The sequence below is a fragment of the Undibacterium sp. SXout7W genome, assembly GCF_049339385.1.
In the GTDB taxonomy this organism is placed as follows: domain Bacteria; phylum Pseudomonadota; class Gammaproteobacteria; order Burkholderiales; family Burkholderiaceae_D; genus Undibacterium.
In genome coordinates this window covers 1-23,548 of sequence record NZ_JBMPPF010000003.1, presented here as the reverse complement: position 1 = coordinate 23,548, position 23,548 = coordinate 1, and the positions used below count along the sequence as shown (strand labels likewise).

At 47.8% G+C, this 23,548-nt stretch carries 23 protein-coding genes; 11 read left to right on the top strand and 12 right to left on the bottom strand.

Annotated elements, in window-relative coordinates; translation table 11 throughout:
• Positions 1-12: 12 nt before the first annotated feature.
• Positions 13-1,437 carry a PLP-dependent aminotransferase family protein gene (locus ACO0LB_RS04110; protein ID WP_423046770.1) on the bottom strand — a complete coding sequence of 475 codons (1,425 nt, stop codon included), beginning with the start codon at positions 1,435-1,437 and terminating at the stop codon, positions 13-15.
• A 217-nt stretch (positions 1,438-1,654) separates the two neighbouring features.
• Between ACO0LB_RS04110 and ACO0LB_RS04105 the strand changes: the two genes are divergently transcribed.
• From ACO0LB_RS04105 to ACO0LB_RS04065, 9 genes are all read left to right on the top strand, one after another.
• Positions 1,655-1,981 carry a DUF2917 domain-containing protein gene (locus ACO0LB_RS04105; RefSeq protein WP_423046768.1) on the top strand — a complete coding sequence of 109 codons (327 nt, stop codon included), beginning with the start codon at positions 1,655-1,657 and terminating at the stop codon, positions 1,979-1,981.
• Between the two features lie 31 nt (positions 1,982-2,012).
• Positions 2,013-2,894, top strand: coding sequence for a DMT family transporter (locus ACO0LB_RS04100; protein WP_423046766.1), 882 nt, complete (start codon positions 2,013-2,015; stop codon positions 2,892-2,894).
• Between the two features lie 344 nt (positions 2,895-3,238).
• Positions 3,239-3,697: a RidA family protein gene (locus ACO0LB_RS04095; protein ID WP_423046764.1), complete on the top strand. Its 459-nt coding sequence runs from the start codon at positions 3,239-3,241 to the stop codon at positions 3,695-3,697.
• A gap of 122 nt (positions 3,698-3,819) precedes the next feature.
• Positions 3,820-5,013 (top strand): PLP-dependent aminotransferase family protein, encoded by a 1,194-nt coding sequence (locus ACO0LB_RS04090; protein ID WP_423046762.1) that lies wholly within the window; start codon positions 3,820-3,822, stop codon positions 5,011-5,013.
• Positions 5,014-5,315: 302 nt separating this feature from the next.
• Entirely contained in the window at positions 5,316-5,927 is a 612-nt protein-coding gene (locus ACO0LB_RS04085; RefSeq protein ID WP_423046760.1) for a glycine zipper 2TM domain-containing protein, read from the top strand.
• Between the two features lie 177 nt (positions 5,928-6,104).
• Positions 6,105-6,932 carry a substrate-binding periplasmic protein gene (locus tag ACO0LB_RS04080; protein WP_423046758.1) on the top strand — a complete coding sequence of 276 codons (828 nt, stop codon included), beginning with the start codon at positions 6,105-6,107 and terminating at the stop codon, positions 6,930-6,932.
• Between the two features lie 29 nt (positions 6,933-6,961).
• On the top strand, positions 6,962-8,947 hold the full coding sequence (locus tag ACO0LB_RS04075) for an ATP-binding protein (protein WP_423046756.1): 1,986 nt from the start codon (positions 6,962-6,964) through the stop codon (positions 8,945-8,947).
• Between the two features lie 91 nt (positions 8,948-9,038).
• A complete protein-coding gene (locus ACO0LB_RS04070) occupies positions 9,039-9,764 on the top strand; it encodes a pseudouridine synthase (protein ID WP_423046754.1) in 726 nt (241 codons plus the stop codon).
• A 175-nt stretch (positions 9,765-9,939) separates the two neighbouring features.
• Complete coding sequence (locus tag ACO0LB_RS04065; RefSeq protein WP_423046752.1) at positions 9,940-10,539, top strand: lysophospholipid acyltransferase family protein; 600 nt, start codon at positions 9,940-9,942, stop codon at positions 10,537-10,539.
• 68 nt (positions 10,540-10,607) lie between these two features.
• Here ACO0LB_RS04065 and ACO0LB_RS04060 read toward each other — a convergent pair whose 3' ends face one another.
• On the bottom strand, positions 10,608-11,684 hold the full coding sequence (locus tag ACO0LB_RS04060) for an acyltransferase family protein (RefSeq protein ID WP_423046750.1): 1,077 nt from the start codon (positions 11,682-11,684) through the stop codon (positions 10,608-10,610).
• 285 nt (positions 11,685-11,969) lie between these two features.
• Between ACO0LB_RS04060 and ACO0LB_RS04055 the strand changes: the two genes are divergently transcribed.
• On the top strand, positions 11,970-12,638 hold the full coding sequence (locus ACO0LB_RS04055) for a flagellar basal body-associated FliL family protein (protein WP_423046748.1): 669 nt from the start codon (positions 11,970-11,972) through the stop codon (positions 12,636-12,638).
• 52 nt (positions 12,639-12,690) lie between these two features.
• Here ACO0LB_RS04055 and ACO0LB_RS04050 read toward each other — a convergent pair whose 3' ends face one another.
• The 9 genes from ACO0LB_RS04050 to ACO0LB_RS04010 all read right to left on the bottom strand — a co-directional run bounded on the left by ACO0LB_RS04050 (position 12,691) and on the right by ACO0LB_RS04010 (position 19,757).
• Positions 12,691-13,620, bottom strand: coding sequence for an EF-hand domain-containing protein (locus ACO0LB_RS04050; RefSeq protein WP_423046746.1), 930 nt, complete (start codon positions 13,618-13,620; stop codon positions 12,691-12,693).
• A gap of 150 nt (positions 13,621-13,770) precedes the next feature.
• Positions 13,771-14,841 carry an ATP-binding protein gene (locus ACO0LB_RS04045; protein ID WP_423046744.1) on the bottom strand — a complete coding sequence of 357 codons (1,071 nt, stop codon included), beginning with the start codon at positions 14,839-14,841 and terminating at the stop codon, positions 13,771-13,773.
• A complete protein-coding gene (locus tag ACO0LB_RS04040) occupies positions 14,838-15,581 on the bottom strand; it encodes a response regulator (RefSeq protein ID WP_423046742.1) in 744 nt (247 codons plus the stop codon). The genes ACO0LB_RS04045 and ACO0LB_RS04040 overlap by 4 nt, the downstream gene beginning before the upstream one ends.
• A gap of 1 nt (position 15,582) precedes the next feature.
• Positions 15,583-16,068 (bottom strand): CinA family protein, encoded by a 486-nt coding sequence (locus ACO0LB_RS04035; protein WP_423046740.1) that lies wholly within the window; start codon positions 16,066-16,068, stop codon positions 15,583-15,585.
• Between the two features lie 116 nt (positions 16,069-16,184).
• Positions 16,185-16,709, bottom strand: coding sequence for a phosphatidylglycerophosphatase A (locus ACO0LB_RS04030; RefSeq protein WP_423046738.1), 525 nt, complete (start codon positions 16,707-16,709; stop codon positions 16,185-16,187).
• Positions 16,706-17,674, bottom strand: coding sequence for a thiamine-phosphate kinase (thiL, locus tag ACO0LB_RS04025; RefSeq protein WP_423046736.1), 969 nt, complete (start codon positions 17,672-17,674; stop codon positions 16,706-16,708). The genes ACO0LB_RS04030 and thiL overlap by 4 nt, the downstream gene beginning before the upstream one ends.
• 91 nt (positions 17,675-17,765) lie before the next feature.
• A complete protein-coding gene (locus tag ACO0LB_RS04020; protein WP_423046734.1) occupies positions 17,766-18,986 on the bottom strand; it encodes an FAD-dependent oxidoreductase in 1,221 nt (406 codons plus the stop codon).
• A 2-nt stretch (positions 18,987-18,988) separates the two neighbouring features.
• Entirely contained in the window at positions 18,989-19,153 is a 165-nt protein-coding gene (locus ACO0LB_RS04015; protein WP_423046732.1) for a rubredoxin, read from the bottom strand.
• 124 nt (positions 19,154-19,277) lie between these two features.
• A complete protein-coding gene (locus ACO0LB_RS04010; RefSeq protein WP_423046730.1) occupies positions 19,278-19,757 on the bottom strand; it encodes a rubrerythrin family protein in 480 nt (159 codons plus the stop codon).
• Positions 19,758-20,034: 277 nt separating this feature from the next.
• On the opposite strand from ACO0LB_RS04010, the gene ACO0LB_RS04005 reads away from it, so the two are divergent.
• Positions 20,035-22,347, top strand: a complete 2,313-nt coding sequence (locus tag ACO0LB_RS04005; protein ID WP_423046728.1) for an NADP-dependent malic enzyme — start codon at positions 20,035-20,037, stop codon at positions 22,345-22,347.
• Between the two features lie 72 nt (positions 22,348-22,419).
• On the opposite strand, the gene ACO0LB_RS04000 is transcribed toward ACO0LB_RS04005, so the two are convergent.
• Positions 22,420-23,328, bottom strand: coding sequence for a 5'-nucleotidase (locus tag ACO0LB_RS04000; RefSeq protein WP_423046726.1), 909 nt, complete (start codon positions 23,326-23,328; stop codon positions 22,420-22,422).
• Positions 23,329-23,548: the final 220 nt, after the last annotated feature.

The following is a 23,548-nucleotide window of genomic DNA, read 5'->3' as shown; positions in this document are numbered from 1 at the left end:
TGGTTGCCCGTTTCAGGTCTGCATTTCCCGTTGCAGAAAATCCCAGATGCCAGGATCAGACATGGCGGCGATGTTGATTCGCATTTTCGTCGAAGGAAGCTGGTTTGGGGAGAACAGGCTGCCGGGCGCCAGCAGATAACCTTGTTCTATGGCTTTTTCAGCCAGCTTATTGGTATCCATGAATGTTTCGGTCCAGACAAACATTCCGGCAGGCGTTCGGTAATCAATTTTCATACCGAGGTTTTCCAGACGTTTTGTCGTGTGATCGCGCACGCTGTCGAGTTTGACGCGGATGCGGTCAGCATGTTTGCGATAATGTCCTTCGGAGAGAATTTTATACACCACCCGCTCACCGATTTCGGTGGTTGTCAGCGTAGACAGCATTTTCCGGTCGGACAAGCGTATCGCCAGATCGTGCGACGTTGCGATGAAGCCGACACGCAGATTGGCGGCGAGTGTTTTGGAAAAACCGCCCAGATAAATCACCCGTTTTAACTGATCAAGCGCCGCGATGCGGGTTGCTGCCTGCACTGCGGGGCCAGGATGCATATCGCAATAGATGTCATCTTCCACGATCATGAAGTCGTGTTCTTCAGCGGTTTTCAGCACCTGAAACGCTTTTGCTGCCGACAACGACGTTGAGGTCGGATTATGCATCACTGAATTGATGATATACAGCTTAGGTTTATGTAAAGCGGCCAGTTCTGCCAGTTTGGCAACATCCGGGCCGTCATGCAGGCGTGGAATGCCAATGACCTTCACACCCAATATGGCAAAGGACGCAAACATCAGAAACCAGGCAGGATCATCGACAAAAATGGTGTCGCCGGGCTGTGTAAACTCGCGTGCCACCAGATCAAGTGCCTGCGTCACGCCGGAGCTGGTCAGAATTTGTTCTGGCGTCGCGGCAATTTCCAGTTCAGCCAGTTTTAGTTGCAGCTGTTGTCGCAAAGGTAAAAACCCTTGGGGTGTGCCGTAGTGCAACAATAAATTCTGATTCAATCGGCTGATGGAGCGCAGGCCATTTGCCACCAGATCGCCATCAAGCCAGTCATGCGGCAGAACGCCGGAACCGGGCATTTTGTGAGGCGGTAACTGGCGGAACATATTGCGTACTAGCCAGACGACATCGAGTTGTTGCGAGGAGGGTACTAATTGTGTGCTGACGGGGGCCTGATGCAGCATTGATGCCCGTTCACGGACAAAAAAACCAGCGCCGCGCCGTGATTCCAGATAGCCCTTGGCAACCAGCCTATCGTAGGCTTCCACCACCGTAAAACGCGACACTTTCTGTTCATCCGCAAACTGCCGGATGGATGGCATACGGGCGCCGGTGCGCAGGAGTTTGTCGTCAATGCGGTTGGCAACTGCATGAAAAATCTGTTCCACCAATGAATCACCTGAGTCGCGGGAAATGTAAAAAGTGGGTGTCTGCATCAACGCTCTCCGGGTGTGTATTGGGCAAATGACCGGAACAGTAAGAAAATTATCGTTTTTAGTGTACTGGTACTGTACCGGTTTTTGCGTTTAGGATAGCACAAACACTCATCAAAAAGCACGAAGATACTTTTTATGCCAATGGATGCTCACTGTCAGCAGACAGTGGTAAGCAGGCAGTGTTTTCAGGCGTATGCCAACTACAACAGGAGCTATTATGCAGACAACAGAACCGATTACTCAACTTCATCTTGCCGCAGGTGCCGTATATGCCGTGACATCTGAGGAGATGATCTGTGTCTGCATTCGCTCCGGGCTGGTTTGGGTGACAGTCGAAGCTGATACGAACGATTACTGGTTGCGAGCGGGCGACCATCTGCATGTTCCCAAATCACGTTTGTTAGTTATTGAGGCCGATGTGGCTCGTGGTCATGATCGAAATGATTGTCAGCTTGATCTGATACGCATTGATCAGCACAGTACTGCCTTATTGACAGGATTGACATTGACTCAGCCTCATTCGGCATTGTCTTTGGCGGTCTGATGTCTATAAAAAATTCAGAGGAGATGAATTGATGAGCATGACGACGCATCAGGAAACACGTGGAATGTGGCTGGGGCTGGCGGGTGTCGCCATTTTCAGCCTGACTTTACCCTTCACACGCATGGCGGTTGCCGAGTTGCATCCTGTTTTTGTGGCATTGGGACGCGCAGTTGTCGCCGCCGGATTATCCGCTGCATTGTTGTATATGCAAAAAGCAGTCAGGCCTGATCGCCAGCAATTACGGGCGCTGCTGATCATCGCGGTTGGTGTCGTGATCGGCTTTCCGCTGCTGACATCGCTGGCTATGCAGCATGTGCCGGCGATGCATGGGGCGATCGTGTTAGGCATCTTACCTTTGGGGACGGCCTTATTTGCTGCCCTGCGTTTTCACGAGCGACCTTCTGTGGGTTTCTGGACGATGGCTATTATTGGCAGCGCCCTGGTTGTGGTGTTTGCGTTGATACAGGGCGCTGGTGAATTTCAATGGGCTGATCTGGCACTGTTTGGTGCGGTGATTGCAGCGTCCATGGGCTATGCGGAGGGCGGGCGTCTGTCGCAGGTCATGGGCGGGCAGCGAGTGATTTGCTGGGCATTAGTGATCAGTATGCCTGTTCTGCTGCCACTGACAATATGGCTGGCACTGCATTACGGCCTGGCGGCCTCAGGGAAGGCCTGGTTTGGGTTTGCCTATGTTTCGGTATTTTCGATGTTTATCGGATTTTTATTCTGGTACAAGGGACTGGCAATGGGAGGGATTGCCAGAGTGGGGCAGGTTCAGTTATTGCAACCATTTTTATCTTTGTTAGGCGCGGCAGTCCTTTTGGGGGAAGGTTTAAGCTGGATGAACATCGGGTTTGCGATTGCTGTGATCGGTATTGTGGCGATTGGCCGTCGCATGAATATTCGACGGTAGGATGGAGAAAATGATGATTTCCTCCAAATTAAATCAATACATCGTTTCGATTTTGGGGGTGTTAATCGTGATGGGGCAGGCATACAATACGTGTCTGTTCAGGATATTCACATCCTGTAAGCGATGAATAACTATAAGCACGCGATTATTGAGGAATTAATGGGTAATGCCAGCAATTCCAGCAACGTCGGCCAATAGCAGTATTGGCAGGTATGGCCACTCAGATATGCTTGCTTTTCTGAGAGGGGCCGCGCAGGTGTTTACACCATGCATGATCAGCGTAGCCATCATCATTTAATTTCTGTGTGTCAGTGAGGGCTGGCATACTTTTCTTTGGAAAAAATATGTCTTTTTACGAAAAATTACAAGCGTTGAATATTGAATTGCCTGCAGTTGCTGCACCTGCAGCGGCGTATGTCATGTATGCCCAGACTGGCAATACTGTGTTTTTGTCTGGTCACATTGCCAAAAAAGACGGCAAAGTATGGGTTGGACAGTTAGGTAAAAATATCACTACCGAAGAAGGTAAGCTGGCAGCACGCGCAGTAGCGATTGATTTGATTGCCACATTGCAGGCAGCTTGCGGCGGCGATCTGAATCGCGTTCAGCGCATCGTTAAAGTCATGAGTTTGGTGAATTCTACTGGCGACTACACTGAACAACATCTGGTGACAAACGGCGCATCTGAGTTGTTTGGTGAAATTTTTGGTGAGAAAGGCAAGCATGCCCGTTCCGCTTTTGGCGTGGCACAAATCCCGATGGGTGCATGCGTAGAAATCGAACTGATCGCTGAAATCGCCTGATCTGTTCGTCTTCATCTGCCTTTGCACCATCATTGAATGATTATTGTATTGAGGATGGTGCAGACTTTGCCAATATCGACCTGTTTCATGAAGCAGGTCGCCATACTTCTAGTGAGAACAGCATGAAACTTGAAAATCCGACACCGATTGAATGGAAATTTTCTGAACGGGCAGAACAACTGCAAAGTTCGGCCATTCGCGAAATCCTGAAGGTGACCATGCGTCCGGAAGTGATTTCATTTGCAGGCGGCTTGCCATCTCCAGAAACTTTCCCTGTTGAACGCATGCAGGCCGCTTTCGACAAAGTGTTATCGCAGCAAGGCAAGTCAGCATTGCAATACGGCCCTACAGATGGCTATGCACCGTTGCGCGAGTATCTGGCTGACTCTCTGTCTGTCAATGGTTCACAGATTTTGCCGGAACAAATCCTGATGGTTTCCGGATCGCAACAAGGGCTGGATTTGTTGGGCAAAGTGCTTGTTGATGAGGGCAGCAAAGTATTGGTCGAAACTCCCAGCTATCTTGGTGCGTTGCAGGCATTTTCCGTTTATCAGCCAAAGTTTGAATCCGTCGATACCGATGAGCATGGTTTGATCCCGGCTTCGGTTGCAGCGAAAGGTGAGGGGGCTCGCCTGATGTATGCATTGCCAAACTTCCAGAATCCTACTGGTCGTACATTGCCTATGGAACGCCGCGTTGAGCTGGTGGAAACTTGTGCCCGCATGGGTATTCCGCTGGTCGAGGACAATCCTTATGGCGACCTGTGTTACACAGGTGAACCTTTGCCGAAAATGCTGAATATGAACCCGGCTGGCGTGATTTACATGGGATCTTTTTCTAAAGTCCTGACGCCAGGTATCCGACTTGGATATGTTGTCGGCCCGGCGACACTGATCCGTAAATTAGAGCAGGCCAAACAAGCCGCCGATCTGCATACCGCACAATTGACGCAAATGGTGGTGTATGAAGTTATCAAGGATGGATTCCTGGGACAGCATATCCCGACGATTCGTACATTCTATGCCAAGCAATGTCAGGTGATGCTTGATGCGATGAGCCAATATTTTCCTCAGGGAGTGGAATGGACGCGGCCTGAAGGGGGAATGTTCATCTGGGTGACTCTGCCGCGACATATCGATAGCAATCAGTTGTTAGCGGAAGCCATTCAGCAGAATGTCGCGTTTGTCCCTGGCGCTCCGTTTTATGCCAACAATCCGGAAACGAATACCTTGCGCCTGTCGTTCGTCACGGTCTCGCCAGAACGTATTCATGAGGGAATAAAAAAACTGGGTACGTTGATTCGTTCCAAGCTATGACTGTTATTTTTTAAATAAAACCCGCCTGATTGGCGGGTTTTTTTGTTGCATGATAGTAATCGTGATAAATTGCAAATCCAGTAATCGAAATACATTTTGAGCCGTTATCTGATATGAGGAATAAAATCGTGTCACTGATCGTGCATGATCTTGCCCATATTTGCCGAAATTCGCCATTCAACTTATAAGTCGGATGGAATGACAAATAGTTTATTCAACTCCGTTTCTTCACACGTGCGAGTCTTAATCGTATTGACGGAGCCTTTTGTATTGCCGTTTTCCTATTTTTCAGGAGTTTGATAATGAAAAAAAAATTATTTTTAATCAGCATGATGTTTGTTGCCACCAGCAGTGCATGGGCACAAGGTTCGTTGAACAAACAGCAGTATGCAGAAGATAGCAAACGTGCTGCGACCAGATATGCCGATGATAAAAAACTCTGTGCAGACGAAACCAGTTCTGCATCCCGCATGCAATGTCTGCGCGACGCCAAAACGGAATATAACAATGCACTCGCTACCGCAAAAGCAAACGCCACTCAGACTGCTGTAAAGCCTCTCAGTAGCAAATCGGAGCCAATGTGTGCAGACTGCGGTAAGGTCATCGCTGTAGATGTGAGCGATAAAGAAGGTGATGGCAGCGCGTTGGGCGTGATTGCGGGCGGTGTGGCTGGAGCGTTGCTGGGCAATCAAGTCGGTGGGGGCACCGGGCGTGACCTGGCCACGATTGCTGGAGCAGCTGGCGGTGCGTTTGCCGGGCATAAAATCGAACAAAGAGTGAAATCCAGTAAAGTCTGGACTGTGACCGTGCAATATGACAACGGCAGTAAAAACTCATTTCAGTTTGATCATGAGCCAGGTTTAATCTCTGGTGATCTGGTAAAAAACAATGGAAATACTATCGTCAGACGCTGATTTGCTTACGTGACCGGTCTGCTCTGGATAGCGATACACTAACCCGCAATGGCATTGTGACAGGATGACTTTGTGGGTGCTGCAATCGTTTTCATTTCTCTTCCGATTTCTTGCCAAGTGTTGTAGCAGCAGTTAGACTAGTTCGTCTAAACGTGTTGCAGGGATAAAAGGTTGCTCATGAGTACATACGGTAGTCTCGCAACATCGACGATATTGCGCTGGGTGTGCGCAATATTTCTCGTATTTACCTGCGTGCTCAGTTCGCAGGTTTCTGCTAATGAGGCCTGTAAAAATCTCAGTGCAACCGGGAATCCTGAATATCCTCCTTATCTGTGGCGCGATCCCAAAGATGAAAATCATCTGATCGGCGCAAATGCTGATCTGATGCAGTTGCTGGCGAAAGAGCTGGGCGTGACGATTGAAATTAAGTATCTTGGCCCGTGGGGCCGTGTTCAGGAAGAAGCTAAATTAGGGCATGTCGATTTATTGGCAGGTGCATTTTTTACCTTACCAAGACTTGATTACATGGATTATTTTTATCCTGCATTTAGGGAAACCCGGACGGTAATTCTGACCAAAGAGACCTATCACTTTCCGTATAAGAAATGGTCGGATCTGGTCGGGCGTCAGGGTATTACGGTGATCAACAACAGTTTTGGTGAGCAGTTTGACCGTTATGCCAAAGAGTCGCTCAAGATATCGATGGTGCCTAGCCTGGAGCAGGCATTAAAAATGCTTTCGATGTCGAGAGCAGATTATGTCATTTACGAAGAAGATCCGGCGTTGGCTTATGCAGCCAAACTAAATATCGGTGGTATCAGAGCCATCAGCTCGGCGATCACCAATGAAGGTTTGCATCTGACGATGTCACATAAATCACCATGCAATACGCCTGACATGCGCGGCCGGATTGCCAAGGCAATTTATAAATTAGAAAAACAGAATGTTATGGGAAAACTGATTGCCACCAATATGCAGTTATGGCGTCAGCAACAGGTTAAATAAGTCGATCGTACTTTTACACAGGGACAATATTGCGCAAGTTATCTTTAAGGCAAATTCTTGTTTTAGGCGTGGCGCTTGGAATTATTTTGCCTGCAATATTGTTTGGTCGTTTCTTAATCAATGACCGTTATGAGCGCGAATTGCAGTTGCGGGTTCGCGACCCGATGTCGCAATATGCCGACATGTTATCTCGTGCCATGAGCATCACGTTGTGGAATGTTGACAAGGATGTGGCAAATCAATTTGTGCAGGCGGTAATGCGTGCACCAGAAGTGACCAGCGTTGTGGTGCTGGATGAGGCTAAGAACGTCTTTGTGCATAATGAAAAAGTCCGTACGCCTGGCGCCAAGATTTTTCATGAAGAACGCAATATCTATCTGAATAATCAGGTGATCGGCAAAGTCATTATTGAATTGACGAGTGAGTATGTCGAGCATGCCTTGTGGGACGATTTCCTGAAGCTGGTTGCGGCATTAGCCGTGCAGGTGATTATTTCTTTTATCTTTATCTGGCGCTTGTTTGAGCAGCGTATTGTTCAACCGCTGCACGAGCTGCAAGTGGCCACCGCACAGCTCGCCAGAGGCAAGCTGGATCAGGCACTGGAATGGAAGCGAGAGGACGAAATTGGTATTCTTGCTCAGGGGCTGGATCGTATGCGCCTGAATCTGGGTCATCTGATCACGGAGCGGGAACTGCACAACGTTACCTTGCAGCAAGAATTAAATGATCGTTTGCGTGCTGAGCAGGCATTGCGACTGACGGAAGAAAAATTTATCGCTATTTTTCAGGCCTCACCAGTGGCGATGGCCGTTATGCGTAAATCCCAGCGTTTTGTCATGATCGATGTGAATGATGCCTGGGTGCGGCAGTTTGCGTGGTCGCATGATGCAATTTTGGGAAGCGTCGAGGCACAGAATGATCTTTGGCGTAATCCGGATGATCTGGCTGAAGTGTTGCGTATCATTGAGCGTGACGGTGAAATCCACGATTACGAAGCTTGGCTACGCTGCGGTTTTGAAGAAAAGTTGTTGCTGTGCCAGATTTCTGGTCGCACGGTCAAATTCGGTGATGAGCCTATGCTGATTTTGGTACAGGAAGATATCACCGAAAAACGTCAGAATGAGCAGGATATTCGTAATATGAATACCACGCTGGAAAGGCGCGTTTCGGAGCGCACCAAGGCATTGGAAGTAGCGAATAGCGAGTTGACGGTGGTGCTTGAGAATTTGCAGCGTGCGCAAAGAGAATTGCTGAGAACAGAAAAAATGGCAGCGCTTGGTTCTCTGGTCGCAGGTATTGCACATGAACTTAATACGCCGATTGGTAACAGTGTGACAATTGCCAGTACGTTGCAGCAGCACACAGATGAGTTAATGAAAACATTTGCTCAGGGCTTACGTCGCTCAACACTGGAAGAATATCTGACGAGTGCAAAAATGGGGACAGATATTCTGATGCGCAATCTGAGCAAAGCATCTGAATTGGTGATCAGCTTTAAACAAGTGGCTGTTGATCGTACCAGTGCGAATCGCCGCGTGTTTGATCTCGATGAAATGCTGACAGAAGTTGTAGTCACACTGGGGCCGATGATCAGAAAAACCCGCCACGAAGTCAATTGTAGTATACCGCCTAAAATCCGCATGGACAGTTATCCAGGCTCATTGGGTCAGGTACTGACAAACTTAATCAATAACGCGTTTATCCACGCTTTCGATGGCGATGTCAGAGGACTGGTGACCATTCAGGCGCGGTTACTGAATGATGATATGGTCGAGCTGGTCATTAAAGATAATGGCAAAGGTATTCCGTCTGATAATCTGGGACGTGTCTTTGATCCCTTCTTCACTACACGTCTTGGACAAGGCGGAAGCGGTTTAGGTCTGAATATTGTCTACAATCTGGTCACCGGCGTTTTGGGCGGGAATATCATCGTCGAGAGTGAATTTGGTCAAGGTACCACCTTTAAAATCACTCTGCCATGCTCACCCAAAGTCACTCATTCGAAGCAAAGCTGAACACTGAAGCCAATCTGTGCTTTGACAATTCTTTGGTTCACTTCGTTACACTCGCTGGCATTCTGGCCACATCATCTGATACAGTCGCATTATGAGTAAATTATCCCTAGATCGTATCCTGCAATCGCAGGGCTTTGGTACCCGCAAATATTGTCGTGAGCTGATAGAAGATGGTGAAGTCAGTATCGCTGGTGAGGTTGTACGTCAATACAAACAAGCCATCGAAACAGATGGCCTGCGTTTCCATATCTTCGATGAAGAATGGGAATATCGTGAGCACCTTTATATTGTCTTGAATAAGCCAGCCAATTTTGAATGTTCACGCAAACCTAGTCATCATCCTGGTGTTCTGACCCTGTTGCCTGAACAGTTCAGTTGGCGGGATGTGCAACCTGTCGGACGTCTCGATCATGATACGACGGGTATGTTGCTGATGTCAGATGATGGCCCTTTCATTCATTCTCAATCCTCGCCGAAGCGACATATTCCCAAGGTCTATGTTGCCACGACAGCTGATCCAGTCACAGCAGAACTGGTGAATGCGTTGCTGGCAGGTGTACAACTGCACGATGAGCCAGCACCGCTGGCAGCCCTGTTATGTCGCCAACTTGATACCAACTCAATAGAAATCATACTGGAACAAGGTAAATATCATCAGGTTAAACGTATGCTGGCGGCTGCCGGTAACCATTGCTCCTTCTTGCGCCGCACGGCGATTGGTCAGCTAACGCTGGATTCGCTTGAGCTGGAAGAGGGCGAATGGTGTTATCTGACGCCAGAGCAACTGGCCTTGCTAGTTCCGCATTCCTTACCTTGATGCTGCACTCCTGATTGACTGGAAATACAGGCTGTGCTGATGACCTGACTCCATCAACAGGTGAATAAGTGTCTTTGACGCTGAAGATTTATTTCCTTTGGCGCATATACCTCTCTATAATGCCGTTTGCTTTGAGAGAAGGCGAATTTCTCTTTTGCTATCAAAGACTTACAGCATGCATTTAACTATTTTTGAAACTCCTTTGATTAATACCCTGATGCGCTGGCTGTCTGTGCTGGTGCTGCGGCTGATGGGGTGGCGGATTGAGGGCCAGGCTCCCGCTGTGCAGAAATATGTCCTGATTGCGGCGCCGCACACCAGCAACTGGGATTTTCCCGTCACGTTAATGGTGTGTTTTGCCATGCGTTTGCGTGTTTATTGGATGGGGAAGGCTAGTTTGTTCCCACCCGTGTTTGGTCTCGTGATGCGTTGGCTTGGCGGTATTCCTGTCGATCGCAGTAAAGCAGGCAATCTGGTTCAAAGCACTGTCGATGCGTTTCATCGTAGCGAACGACTGACTGTGATCGTGCCGCCTGAAGGCACCCGCGGCAAGGTGACTCATTGGAAAACAGGTTTCTACTATATTGCTGAAGGCAGCGGAGTGCCGATTGCATTGGGGTATCTGGATTTCAAGAAAAAGCTGGCTGGCATAGGGAAGATGTTTACACCAACCGGAGATATCAACGCTGACATGGAAGAAATCAAAGCTTTTTACAATGGCATTACCGGGAAAAATCCCAAACAATTTGATGCGGAAAATATCCAGATCAAATAAATCCGATGGTTACCAAGTACAAGTAATATCAGATCCAATATGGTCAGACATTACTTGAGAAGATCAGCTCAGTTTTTTTGCTGGGCCACTTTTTCTGCCAGCACCGGAGACTGTTGCTCTTCGGGATTATCAGGGTAACGAAGGATGAACCAAGTCAGTGGCCGCAGTATGATTTTCTGTGTCAGCGATTCACAGCGTGGGTGTGAGCAGAGCCATACAATGACGGCGCTCGATGTCAACGATAGTAACAGCGCTGCAGTATCTTCCATCTGAAAAATACTGTTCAGCAATCCAAATTCCTCCATGGCAATCAAGGCAGCGCCATGCCATAAAAATACATAAATAGAACGTTGACCTATTCTTGCCAGGCCCCAGTCACGTCTTGCCAGTAAATTCAGGACTGCAAGACCTATGACGGTGGATAGACCGTATTGCAGCAGCTGGTAGGCCGTACCCGTCAGATTTGCCATTTGCAGTCGATGCAGAGAAAAGCTGCCATATAACCAACGATAGTCGAAATCACTTTTCAGTAAAAAGGACGCAACGATTGCGACTCCGACAATGCCTGGATTGATCAGCAGCCAGGATTTTTTTTCTGATAAAAATAAGCCCGAGCCAAATTTCCAACCTAACAGAAAAAAGGGAAAAAACATGAATGTACGGGACAGACTCAGCGTATAGCCAATGTGTTCAGAATACGTGGTCACTAAAGCCAGAATCAAGGAAAGCACGACTGGAAATTGCAAGCGCGCAAACAACGGCAAAAGCAAGCGCCAACTCAATAAACTCAGCAAATACCAAAGCATCCAGTAGGGAGCTATCAGCCCGCTGTAAATACTGAGTTCGCCATGCAGCAAACATTCCACCACTTCATATAAGACTTCAAAGGCAATTAAGGGCGCAACAATATTTTTGACCAGTTGACCAATCTGGCGTTCATCCAGTGACGCTTTGGAAAACATCCCAGATACAAGCGCAAACATAGGCATGTGGAATGCATAAATCGCTATCCAGATGGAGCGCAGGAAATGATCATTGCCTATATGTAATTCAATCAAATGACCAAACACCACCATAAATATCAAAACGGCCTTGATATTGTCTATAGGTATATTTCTTTTGCTACTTGGGGGAGTGGGATTCATGACAAAAAGACTCAATTCTGCGCGGATGGCGAATGATAGCGAAACATTGCTTGCCAGAGTATTCTTAGTTTGTAACGAAATGAGAATCTGAAGAAGTCCATCCGTATTTTTATTGTCATCATAGTCATGTTATTCAACATACCATGTTAAAAAATTAGTAATGTACTACTATTGGTGGAAGATGCATGATGTTGCACGGGTATTCTGTATAGCTTATAAATATTTCTTCTTGGAAATAAAACCAAGCTACAATGCCAACTCGCCATATTTTCCTGGATTCCGCCTATGTCCTCAGAAAAGAGCAAGCCTGGCTTGTTAACTGAAAAGTTAGATTTTGAAGCAGTCGATAGTCCTGTTGGTCACGCGGAGTTTGATTTTGCCAGCTTATTTGATGCTCCGGTAACGCCAGCAGAAGAGCAGTCCTCTGCGACCGCCCCCCCCGGGGCTGCCGCGATACAAGATGCCGCGAATAAACCTTCTGTGCTCGCAGCAACACCTGGTCCCGGTATTGACGATTTCAAATGGCCGGAAAAAAAGAAAACAGCCTCAGTCGCCAAAGAAAAAAATGATCATTTTGGACGGTATGCCGCCATCATTGCGTTGATTGGCTTTATTGCCGTGTTTCTCGCTATTTTTTATGTGCGTAGCAATAATGATGCTGTTGCCAGTTATATTGTGCTGCCTCAGACCGTGGCGAATATTAATGATCAGGTGATTCGTATCCAGGTCACCATTCAGGTAGCACCGAATGATCGTGACTGGTTGCAGGATAATAAAAAATTATTAACAGATTTATTTAAGATTGAAGCCGCGAATATTGATCCTGATGACCTTCATTCTGAAGAGGGATTTGATAAGGTCAGGGAAGCGATTAAAGTTGAGCTGAATAAAAAAATGAACACCGACAAAATTGAATCGGTGCTGATTAATCAATTGCTGACGCAGAGCAGGTGAGCGGATACCCACACTGCTTTCTGCATTTTTTGCCGCTATATAGTGATGTGAGTTATGCGCTGACAGAAATGTTTGTTGTATTGCTCTGAGTATTCTGGAATGGATCGCTATACGCATGCAGCAGCTGCATGACCTTTTTGAACATGGCTGCGTCGGTCGTTGTTGAGCTACTGGATGAGTCCGACGAGGATGCGTTACTTGACGTGCTTGTCGACGAGCTGCTGCTGGTGCCGGAACTACTTGTGTTGCTTGTACTGCCTGTAGAGGCAACTGCCGTACTGCTGCTTGTATCGTTGCTGCTCGTACTCTGTGTGCTGGTTCCAGACGTAGAGGCGACTTTTTCCAGATAGGCAAGTGTTTCTTTGAGTGATACCTTGCCATCCTGATTGGTATCTGCTGCGTCAAAATTCTTAGCAACTGTCGATAAACTGCTACCGGCAGCACTGTCTGTGTTGCTCACCTTGGTGGCCAGATCACTGAGTTGTGATTGACTTAAACCAGCGTCACCGGCACCACCGGCACCACCAGTGCCAGTAGCACCATCCGGCGGTGGAGGCATTTGACCGCCGCCGTTGCTGCTGGTGCGGCGAGCATTGAATTGAGATTCAAGCGCATCACTGAGTTTTTTCAGACCGGAGCTAAATTCGTCTTTAGTGACTTTGCCATCACTGTTGCTGTCGAGTGTTTTAAATAAATTGCTGACGGTGCTGCTGTCAGTGGTGTTGCTGGTAGCACTGCTATTGCTCTTGCTACTGGTGCTGCTTGTATTATTCGTACTAGTCGTACTAGTCGTACTATTTGTGTTGCTGCTGATTTTGCTGAAGGCTGATTCGAGATCAGAAACCTCCAGATAGCCCTGACCCTTGGTATCCAGTTTTGAAAATACACTATCCGCCATGGCGGCCGGGTCGGGACGTTGCTTTTGTATTGTGCTGGAATAATTGGAATATCCAGAATTGCTGATGCTTCCGATGGTGCTCATGATGTTCTCCATTCAAAGTAGGCGGTGCGATGAAATGGCAAGAATCCATGGCGCATGCACCGGATGTAGTTGCCGTGATTGCATCGTCTGACAGTGTCCTATGGCGACATTGCCAGCTTGTGTCCTCTTTGTATCAATATGGATATATTGTTACGTCTGTGCATTTGCATCACATGGCAGGCTGGCTGCACGTGGCAAATGAATTAGAGCGATTAAGCCGCTTGCTTTGGCGTTATTGTGCAGCGACAGACTTCCTTGATGCTGACGTATGATTTCCCTGGCAATACTCAGACCCAGTCCAACGCCACCACTGTGCCGATTTCTGGAGTCTGCGAGTCTGAAAAATGGATCAAATACCCTGTCCAGATGTGCTTCTGGTATTCCCGATCCCTGATCCAGAATGCGTATAGTCAGTCCAGCAGGTGTATCTATCAGCGTTATCTCTGCGCTTTTACCATAGAACACCGCATTTTCAATCACATTGCTGATACCACGCCTTAACTCATTTGGCATGGCAGACAAAGGTTGCGCAGTTCCAGCCAACTGCACGGCTTTGCCTTCTTCTTGCATGTTGTCAATAATGGCTTCGAGCATTGCTTGTATATCCAATATCTGCATGCTCTCTGAGCTGCCGCGAAGGTAATCCAGGGTGGCATCGAGCATCGCGCGCATTTCATCAACATCTTGCAGAATTTTTTCACTATCCTGGGAGCCTGATTGCTCGGTTCTGAGTTTGATGCGCGTCAGCGGTGTTCTCAGATCGTGTGAAACTGCAGCCAGAAAGCGCGCTTTTTCTTCTGTCTGCTGATGTATTCTGTCCTGCATCAGATTGAACATTCGTGCTGTTTTGCGTGTTTCTTCCGGGCCTGTTTCTGTCAGCCGCGCAACAGTGGACCCACCTGAGTGTTGTGCGGCTGACGCCAGTTCCTGCATGGGACGTGCCAGATTACGAGAGCTGATCCAGGTAGCGAGTCCGAGCAGAAACAGTTGCAACAGCATACTAACGGCAAAACCTAAGAAAGGGCCATGCAACATATCTGGTGCTGAATGCGCTCCGGGCAGCATGTTGATGGCAGGCGGTAGTTGCGGTGGCGGTGGTGGCCTGTGATCACCAAGGAAAGTAAACAGAAGAATAAAAGTGGCGACATGACTTATGAATACCGCAGCCATAGACAGGCCGAATAAACGATTGAAGATCGTATCGGCAAACAGACGTTTCATATCACGTTGGTGTTGAGCATGTAGCCTTCCCCGCGAATCGTTTTCAGCAGGTGGGGCTGACGAGGATCGTCTTCAAGTTTTTGACGCAAACGTGACACCAGAAGATCAATACTGCGATCAAATGCATCAGAACTTTTTCCTCTGGCAAAATCGAGTAACTGGTCACGGCTCAGTACCCTGCCCGGGTGATCGAGAAATGCCTTCAGCAATCGAAACTCGGCATTGGACAGTGGAATCACCATATTTGCCGGGCTGGTAAGCTGACGCGTCAGACAATGCAGTTTCCAGCGTTGAAAGCGAATCTCATTTTGGCGAGTAGTGTTGAACGCAGTCAGTGTGTTGGTCTTATTTGCAGTGGAATGTGCACTACGACGCAGGACACTTTGTATGCGTGCCACCAGCTCTCTGGTGTCAAAGGGTTTGATGATGTAGTCATCGGCACCGAGTTCAAGGCCGAGTATCTTATCGGCGAATTCGTCTCGTGCTGTCAGCATGATGACAGGTGTTTTATGTTCTGCCCGTAGCTGTCGTAATAAGCTCATCCCATTTTCTCCCGGCAGCATCAGGTCGAGCAGGATGACATCGAAGCTGTTTTGAGATAATTCCCTGCGCATGACATGACCATCTTCTACTGCCACGCACTGTATGCCAAATTTTTCCAGATAGGAGACAAGCAGTATTCTGATCTCCGCATCATCATCAACTAATAATGCGGATAACCTATGAGACGAATCAGACAATTCAGAGTTCCTTGAGATAGCGCAGTAGTTTATCCAGCGCATGAGCGACTGTTTGTTCGCGGACCGCATGTCGGTCGCCACTGAATACCAGACGTTCGGTATGCGTGACTCCGCCAACAACCCAACCAAAGCAGATAGTGCCTACCGGCTTGCCGGGAACAGCTCCGGTCGGACCGGCGATACCAGTGGTAGACAATGAGACATGTGCTTCGGAGTTAGCGATAGCTCCCTGCGCCATGGCAGCTGCAATCTCTTCACTGACTGCGCCATGTTGTGCAATCAGCGACGCGGATATATCAAGTAACTCGGTTTTTGAGGAGTTGGAATAGGTGACGAAGCCACAGTCAAACCATTCAGAAGAACCGGCGATTTCAGTGATGGCCTGAGACACGCCGCCTCCTGTGCACGATTCTGCGACGGAAAGCAGTAATTTCTTTGCTTTGAGTTCTTCGCCGACTTGAGTTGAGAGTTCAATGATATTTTTCATGGTATGTCTCCTGTCTGGTGTTTCGAACATGAACCTGTGCAGGATTACTTTACCACCATGTTTGCATCGAAGTGAAGTAAAAGGAAAGCGCTTTTACGCCGATTTACATCCGGCCATCAGATGACTTTCCATAAAGCGAAGACCAATAAGGTAAAAAAGGCTGCCACGATGTCATCCCACATCACACCGAAGCCGCCTTTAAAGCGGCGATCGAAGTAACCAATAGGGGGCGGTTTGACCATATCAAAAAAACGAAACCAGATAAATGCCCAGCATTGTGTCCTGAAATCAGCCGGCGTCAGTAGGAGCAGAACCAGCCAGAATGCGACGATCTCATCCCATACCATGCTGCCATGATCCGCGACGCCCATATGTTTGCCGGTGACTGCACACGCCCATATGCCAACCAGAAAACTGATCAATAGCAGAAGTGTCCAATGATGAGCGGTCATGAACGTCGGAAATGCTCTGGACAGGTAAATGAAACTCACCCAACCAAATAAAGTACCGCTGGTACCAGGCATGACGGGTGACAAGCCGCTGCCAAATCCCTGTGCAAGCAGATGTGCAGGATGCTGGATCATAAAACGCCAGGTTGGTTTCTGAATCAGTGCTGATTGTCCGGATTCTAGTGTCGTCATGGCGTTTTGAAATGGTCGAAAGTTTGTATGTCCATCTGCAATGGCTGCATGTGCTGATCGAGTACTGTTAATCCCTTGCCCTCGACAATTTTGCCTACGCGGCTGACCGGTGTGCTGGTGTGAGCACCAGCAGCCATCACGGCATCTCGCTTCTCCTCTGGTGCAGTGAAGCATAATTCATAGTCATCGCCGCCGGTCAGGGTGAACTGGCGGCGTAATTCTCTGGATTGTCGTTGCAATATCAAACCAGCAGGCAGGAGATCGATTTCCATGATCGCGCCGACGTCAGAGCGTTCCAGAATATGGCCAAGGTCTCCTGCCAGTCCATCAGAGATATCCAACGCTGCATGCGCAATGCCGCGCAGAGCGACGCCCAGAGCGTTGCGTGGCGTTGGCATGTGCATGCGCAATGCCGCCTGTTGATGATCAGCCTGTTCAAGTTTGATGTCGTTCCAGTAGCCAGCAAGCGCCAAACGGGCATCACCAAGATCACCTGAAATCCAGATGTCGTCACCCACTTGTGCCGCGTCTCGCCGTAAGGCTTGACCAGGTGGTATTTCTCCGAAAATGGTAATACAGATGTTGAGCGGGCCTTTGGTCGTATCGCCGCCGATCAGGTAGCAGCCATGCTGCTGTGCCAGTTGAAACATCCCGCGTGAAAAACCACTGAGCCATTTCGGATTAGCTTCCGGTAATGATAGCGCCAGAGTGAATGCTAATGGCTGCGCACCCATGGCGGCGAGATCGGATAAGTTCACAGCGAGACATTTGTGTCCCAGCATGTGCGGATCAGCATCAGCAAAAAAATGTCGCCCTGACACCAGCATGTCGCTGGAGATTGCCAATTGCATGCCGGGTGTCGGTTGCAATAACGCACAGTCATCACCGATTCCCATTGCTATACGGGAGTCGGTGATCAATTGTTTTACAAAATAATTTTGGATGAGGTCGAATTCTGAAAGCATGTGCGCATTGTACTCAATGCGTCGCCGCTTTTGTGTTTGTTGCCCATTCCGGTTGTCGCGACTGCAAATGTTACTGCAGCCGTCGCTGTAATTAAACTGCAGCGATAAATGATGGTGTCAGCGGTTGTAGCTCAAGATCGCTTTCGTGTTTTCCAAGCGCTGCCAACAGTGCATTTCTTTGCTTGTTATCTTGCGGCGCAAGCGCAAATCCACGCAGGACTTGGTTCTCATCAAAGAAACGACTGGTCGTCACACTGCTTTGCTGTTCTGTTTTCCATGTTCCTTGCGAACGTGCATTGACCGGTGCTGGTATCAGAGCAATGGGGTAACTGGGCGTTTTCACCAAGACAGCACTGGGCTTTAGTTCAATGACACTTGGATTGCCAGTCAAGCTTTGTGCGATGGCTCTGGCTGCTGTCATGATCGGTGCCACGTAAGGCAATGCCTGATAGCTACCATCACTCATCGTATATTGAGCACAATCACCGACGGCAAAAATATGATTGTCACTGCTGAGTCCAAATTGATCTACGAGGATGGCTCTGTCCGTTGCCAGTCCGGCTGCCTTTGCCAGGCTGATGTCAGCACGCAATCCGACTGCAGATAACACTACGTCCGTATCAAAGTACTTGCCACTACTAAGACTGATGCGTATTTTCTGTTCATGGTGATCAATAGATGCGGCAGTTGTCTGCATTTTCAGCGTAACACCTTTGCCTTGCAAGGCCGTCTGTAATCCAAGAGAAATTGCATGTGGGGCGAGGCTAGCCAGTGGCAAAGAACCCGGATCAATCAACGTTACCGCATATCCTGCACTGGCAAGATCATCCGCGAACTCGCAGCCAATCAATCCGGCGCCAAGGATCGTGATATGTGCGTTGTTACCGGCCTGGCGGATTTTTCCACGGAATACTGCATAATCTGCAAGAGTATTCACCGATACAACCTGTTCGGCAGCATCGCCAGTAAGAGGCAGGCGTATTGGCTGCGCACCAACTGCCAGCACTAACTTGTCGTATTCGAATTCACCCGCATGTGTTTGTACGGTTTTGTTGTGCACGTAAATACCTGTTACCTGCATTGTTGTCAGGATGTTGGCATTTAATTGTGCCGCCATTTGCTCTGCACTCTGGTTAATCAGTTGGTCAGCCGCTTTGCCTTGGGCGTAGGCATTCGAGAGCATAGGCTTAGAATAAAATGCGCCATCATCTCCCGTGATTATCAGCAGTGGCGTTGTTTTGTCCAGTTTGCGAAACTCACGAGCCACTGTATAGCCGGCGAGTCCGGAACCGATGATGGCAACAGGTTTCATGCTTAGATCTCCACCATATCAAAATCAGATTTCGCAACGCCACAATCAGGGCATTCCCAGTCTTCTGGAATATCATCCCAGCGTGTGCCGGCCGCGATTCCTTCTTCTGGCAAGCCAATGGATTCGTCATAAATAAAACCGCATACGATACATTGATAAGTTTTCATTATTTCCTCTGTTTTATAGTGAATATTGCGCTAGATTTTTTTACTGTTGTGTATTTGCTTAAGCTTCAAACTTGAGCTCTAAATTTAAGCTGAACGGCGATGCCTTAAAAGTTTCAGGCAAGTATCAGACTTTGGAGGATTCCAATACAGCACGGTAATGGTTCGCGTGACGCTCTTCGACCTTGGCTAATGCGGCAAAGCGTTTGGCTGCCATTTCCAGAGTGCGCTTAAAGTTTTCCGCATGCTCTTTCGACTCAGCAATTTGTTCGTCGTATTCAGCAACTGCGGCGTGATTACCTTCTTCTACTGCCAAGTGGCGGAATTTGGGGTACATCTCGGTATATTCATATGTTTCACCGTCAATCGCGATTTCCAGTGCACGTTGTGGCGTCATCTGTTTTTTGGGATACAACAAATCGAGGTGACCAAATGCATGCATTACTTCTTGATCTGCTGTTGCTTCGAAGGCTTTTGCAATATCTTCTGCACCTGCTTCGCGCGCCAATTTCGCAAAATACCGGTATTTAATATGCGCCATGGATTCCCCGGCAAATGCAGCTTCAAGATTCTGGATCGTAACGGAAGGGTTTGTTTGGGTGCTCATGTGTTTCTCCTCAGGGTGATTATTCAACATCAACTAAAATTAATTGCTATCAACTTGAGTTGAATCATAAATTTATTTAATTAAAAATGAAAATTGATTGTATTTACTGAATCGATAGTTAATGACTATATTGAGTCCCTTACTCTAAAATTTTGCATTTGGTTATGCATGAAAAGCATAAGAGTCGTACAAATACGTATAAAGTTAGAGTGTTGCCTCTGCTAGAATCACAGACCACAGTAAGTTTTCCGTAAGCAAAAAAGAAAGAGCTGACCCTATGGATTCGTCTTCAGATCAAAAAGAGCAAATGCGTCAACAGTTGCGCTTGGCCGCGTTGGAATATCATGAATTTCCAACGCCCGGCAAAATCAGCGTTACTCCCACCAAACAATTGACCAATCAGCGCGATCTGGCTCTGGCGTATTCCCCTGGCGTTGCTGCACCTTGTGAAGAAATCGTCGCTGACCCTACTGCTGCTTTCAAATACACAGCACGCGGTAATCTGGTTGGTGTCATCACCAATGGCACAGCAGTACTGGGACTGGGTAATATCGGTCCTCTGGCATCCAAGCCTGTGATGGAAGGTAAAGGCGTTTTATTCAAAAAATTTGCCGGGATTGATGTGTTTGATATCGAAATCAATGAATCAGATCCGGATAAACTGGTAGATATCATTGCGTCGTTGGAGCCTACCTTCGGTGGTATTAATCTTGAAGACATCAAGGCACCAGAATGTTTTTACATTGAACGCAAATTGCGCGATCGAATGAAAATCCCCGTTTTCCATGACGATCAGCATGGAACGGCTATTATTGTCGGTGCAGCAATCATCAACGGTCTGAAAGTCGTTGGCAAAGATAAAAAAGAATGCAAACTTGTCGTATCCGGTGCCGGTGCTGCGGCGCTTGCATGCCTTGATCTGATCGTTGATCTTGGTTTCCCGATCGAAAATATTTTTGTGACTGATCTGGCTGGTGTCGTTTATAAAGGCCGTGCCGAATTAATGGATCCGGATAAAGAGCGTTTTGCTCAGGAAACATCGGCCCGCAGCTTGCGCGACGTGATGCCGGATGCGGATATTTTCCTTGGGCTTTCTGCTGCCGGTGTATTAAAGCAAGATATGGTCAAGTTGATGGCCCCGAATCCATTGATTCTGGCATTAGCGAATCCAACACCGGAAATTTTGCCAGAAGAAGTGAAAGCGGTACGGGATGACGCCATCATGGCGACCGGACGTTCAGATTTCCCGAATCAGGTTAACAATGTATTATGTTTCCCGTATATTTTCCGTGGCGCACTCGACTGTGGCGCCACTACCATTACGCGGGAAATGGAAATTGCGGTCGTATATGCCATTGCGGAGCTGGCGCAAGCAGAGCAATCAGACATCGTGGCTTCCGCCTATGGCATCAGTAATTTGTCATTTGGCCCTGAATACCTGATTCCGAAACCGTTTGATCCACGCTTGATGATCAAAATTGCACCTGCTGTTGCGAAAGCGGCAGAGGAATGTGGCGTCGCCGCGCGTCCGATCAAGGACATGCAGGCTTATATCGAAAAATTGCAGCAATTTGTCTACCATAGTGGCACATTCATGAAGCCATTGTTCCAGATTGCGAAAAAAGCACCTGCGGAGCGCAAGCGCATCGTATTTGCGGAAGGCGAAGAAGAGCGCGTATTGCGGGCAGTACAAGTCGTTGTAGACGAAAAACTGGCGTCACCGATCCTTGTTGGCCGCCCGCACATCCTGGAACAGCGTATTGAAAAATTTGGTCTGCGCATGAAAGCAGGCGTCGATTTCAAAGTAATCAATCCGGAATTCGATCCACGTTATAGAGAATATTGGCAGACGTATTACCAGATGACATGCCGCAAAGGCGTTACGGAACAATATGCCAAGCTGGAAATGCGTCGCCGTCATTCATTGATTGGTTCCATGATGATCCACAAAGGTGATGCGGACGGCATGATCTGCGGTACTTTCGGTACAACTGGTTTACATCTGAATTACATTAATCAGGTATTAGGCAAGCGCGATGGTGTCAACGTTTATGCTGCCATGAATGGCCTCGTTCTGCCGGACCGCCAATTAGTGTTGGTTGATACGCATGTGAATGAAAATCCGACAGCGGAACAGATTGCCGAAATTACCATTTTGGCAGCAGAAGAAATGCGTCGTTTTGGCCTGATGCCAAAAGCAGCTTTGTTATCTCATTCTAATTTCGGTTCTAGTAACAGCGAATCTGCCCAAAAAATGCGTGCTGCCCTGGCAATTATTCAGCGCGATGCGCCGGATCTTGAGATTGATGGCGAAATGCATGGTGATACAGCGCTCGATGCTGATTATCGTAAGAAAATGATGCCGGGTTCAAATTTGAAAGGCGATGCTAATCTGCTGGTGATGCCAAATATTGATGCAGCAAATATTGCCTACAATTTATTGAAAACGACAGCCGGTAACAATGTTGCGATCGGACCTATTTTGCTGGGTTGTGCAAAACCAGTTCACATTCTGACGCCATCGGCGACGGTACGACGCATCGTGAATATGACGGCCTTATGTGTTGTTGACGCGGTCGCTCAACGATAATTGAGTTTCTCCCGTTATACGGACATTGAAATCCAATCCCGTTACTGAAAGGTAGCGGGATTTTTTTATGGGTTATGCGATGGGTTGTTTGCTCAAAACCCTGCCAGTTGGCACAACCATGCTGGCATGGCTGCAATGGCCATGTTGATCATCAAAAAACATGTGGGGTTTGAATGCTTCCAGAATTGCGGATTTATTCACTCCACCCATAAAAAACGTTTCATCAATCGTAATATTCCATGCCCTGAGAGTGCGAATGACACGCTCGTGCGCGGGGGAGGAGCGGGCGGTTACTAGTGCGGTACGTAATGGGAAGGCAGTACCATCTGCGGTTTTGAAATTATTTTGCAAATAAGACAAAGCCATCAAGAGAGGCGCAAAAGGTCCTTCTGGCAGTGGCCTTTTCGCATTTTGCCGCTCATGTTGCTCGAAAGCTTCAACACCTTGTTCCTGGTAGATGCGTTCTGATTCGTCTGAAAAAATAACTGCATCCCCATCGAACGCAATACGTATTTGCTCCAGATCAACAGCATTCTCAGGCATTTTGTAAAGTAAAGCAGATGCAACTCCCGAATCGGTTGCTGCTTGAACATCATCTTCATGTAACGATAAAAACAGGCTGACATTGAATGCTTTTAAATATGGGGCTAGTGATGCTCCTCCAGAGAGTGCTGCTCGCGTGATATCAAGTTGGTAGTGTTCTATGGAATTGAAAATTCTTAACGATGTTTCCGAGGAGTTTCTGGACATCACGACGACTTCTGTGATTCGCTGGTCTGTCGCTAGTGAGTTCAGTTTTAACAGAGCTTTTACGAGACTGAACCCGGCACCGGGTTTCAGTATGGCATTTTCGTTAGCGAGTTGATGCTGGCGATATGCTTCTAGTCCTTGCTTTTGATATATCGCTTCTTCTGCTTCCAAATTAAACAGTGCCCGTGACGAGATGCCAATAACCAACAGCTTATCTAATGAAAAGGCCATATGAAGTAATTAAAAAATAAGATTGATCGATGACTTGCAGAGTGACATAAAGCGATCATTACTTCAATGCATCAATACAGGGTTGACATGCCTGGTTAGATCCTGCATAATCTCGCTTCTCTGCTGCTGACGAACACAACGCTTCGAAGCAAAAGCAGAAAAGAATACGGTTCTTTAACAATTAACAGTCAATAAATGTGGGCACTTGATAAAAGCGCAC

What these genes read in the sequence shown, in the direction of transcription:
- ACO0LB_RS04110 (WP_423046770.1), bottom strand. Translation starts at nt 1,437, where the DNA reads ATGCAGACACCCACTTTTTACATTTCCCGCGACTCAGGTGATTCATTG.
- ACO0LB_RS04105 (WP_423046768.1), top strand. Translation starts at nt 1,655, where the DNA reads ATGCAGACAACAGAACCGATTACTCAACTTCATCTTGCCGCAGGTGCC.
- ACO0LB_RS04100 (WP_423046766.1), top strand. Translation starts at nt 2,013, where the DNA reads ATGAGCATGACGACGCATCAGGAAACACGTGGAATGTGGCTGGGGCTG.
- ACO0LB_RS04095 (WP_423046764.1), top strand. Translation starts at nt 3,239, where the DNA reads ATGTCTTTTTACGAAAAATTACAAGCGTTGAATATTGAATTGCCTGCA.
- ACO0LB_RS04090 (WP_423046762.1), top strand. Translation starts at nt 3,820, where the DNA reads ATGAAACTTGAAAATCCGACACCGATTGAATGGAAATTTTCTGAACGG.
- ACO0LB_RS04085 (WP_423046760.1), top strand. Translation starts at nt 5,316, where the DNA reads ATGAAAAAAAAATTATTTTTAATCAGCATGATGTTTGTTGCCACCAGC.
- ACO0LB_RS04080 (WP_423046758.1), top strand. Translation starts at nt 6,105, where the DNA reads ATGAGTACATACGGTAGTCTCGCAACATCGACGATATTGCGCTGGGTG.
- ACO0LB_RS04070 (WP_423046754.1), top strand. Translation starts at nt 9,039, where the DNA reads ATGAGTAAATTATCCCTAGATCGTATCCTGCAATCGCAGGGCTTTGGT.
- ACO0LB_RS04065 (WP_423046752.1), top strand. Translation starts at nt 9,940, where the DNA reads ATGCATTTAACTATTTTTGAAACTCCTTTGATTAATACCCTGATGCGC.
- ACO0LB_RS04060 (WP_423046750.1), bottom strand. Translation starts at nt 11,684, where the DNA reads ATGAATCCCACTCCCCCAAGTAGCAAAAGAAATATACCTATAGACAAT.
- ACO0LB_RS04055 (WP_423046748.1), top strand. Translation starts at nt 11,970, where the DNA reads ATGTCCTCAGAAAAGAGCAAGCCTGGCTTGTTAACTGAAAAGTTAGAT.
- ACO0LB_RS04050 (WP_423046746.1), bottom strand. Translation starts at nt 13,620, where the DNA reads ATGAGCACCATCGGAAGCATCAGCAATTCTGGATATTCCAATTATTCC.
- ACO0LB_RS04045 (WP_423046744.1), bottom strand. Translation starts at nt 14,841, where the DNA reads ATGAAACGTCTGTTTGCCGATACGATCTTCAATCGTTTATTCGGCCTG.
- ACO0LB_RS04035 (WP_423046740.1), bottom strand. Translation starts at nt 16,068, where the DNA reads ATGAAAAATATCATTGAACTCTCAACTCAAGTCGGCGAAGAACTCAAA.
- ACO0LB_RS04030 (WP_423046738.1), bottom strand. Translation starts at nt 16,709, where the DNA reads ATGACGACACTAGAATCCGGACAATCAGCACTGATTCAGAAACCAACC.
- thiL (WP_423046736.1), bottom strand. Translation starts at nt 17,674, where the DNA reads ATGCTTTCAGAATTCGACCTCATCCAAAATTATTTTGTAAAACAATTG.
- ACO0LB_RS04020 (WP_423046734.1), bottom strand. Translation starts at nt 18,986, where the DNA reads ATGAAACCTGTTGCCATCATCGGTTCCGGACTCGCCGGCTATACAGTG.
- ACO0LB_RS04015 (WP_423046732.1), bottom strand. Translation starts at nt 19,153, where the DNA reads ATGAAAACTTATCAATGTATCGTATGCGGTTTTATTTATGACGAATCC.
- ACO0LB_RS04010 (WP_423046730.1), bottom strand. Translation starts at nt 19,757, where the DNA reads ATGAGCACCCAAACAAACCCTTCCGTTACGATCCAGAATCTTGAAGCT.
- ACO0LB_RS04005 (WP_423046728.1), top strand. Translation starts at nt 20,035, where the DNA reads ATGGATTCGTCTTCAGATCAAAAAGAGCAAATGCGTCAACAGTTGCGC.
- ACO0LB_RS04000 (WP_423046726.1), bottom strand. Translation starts at nt 23,328, where the DNA reads ATGGCCTTTTCATTAGATAAGCTGTTGGTTATTGGCATCTCGTCACGG.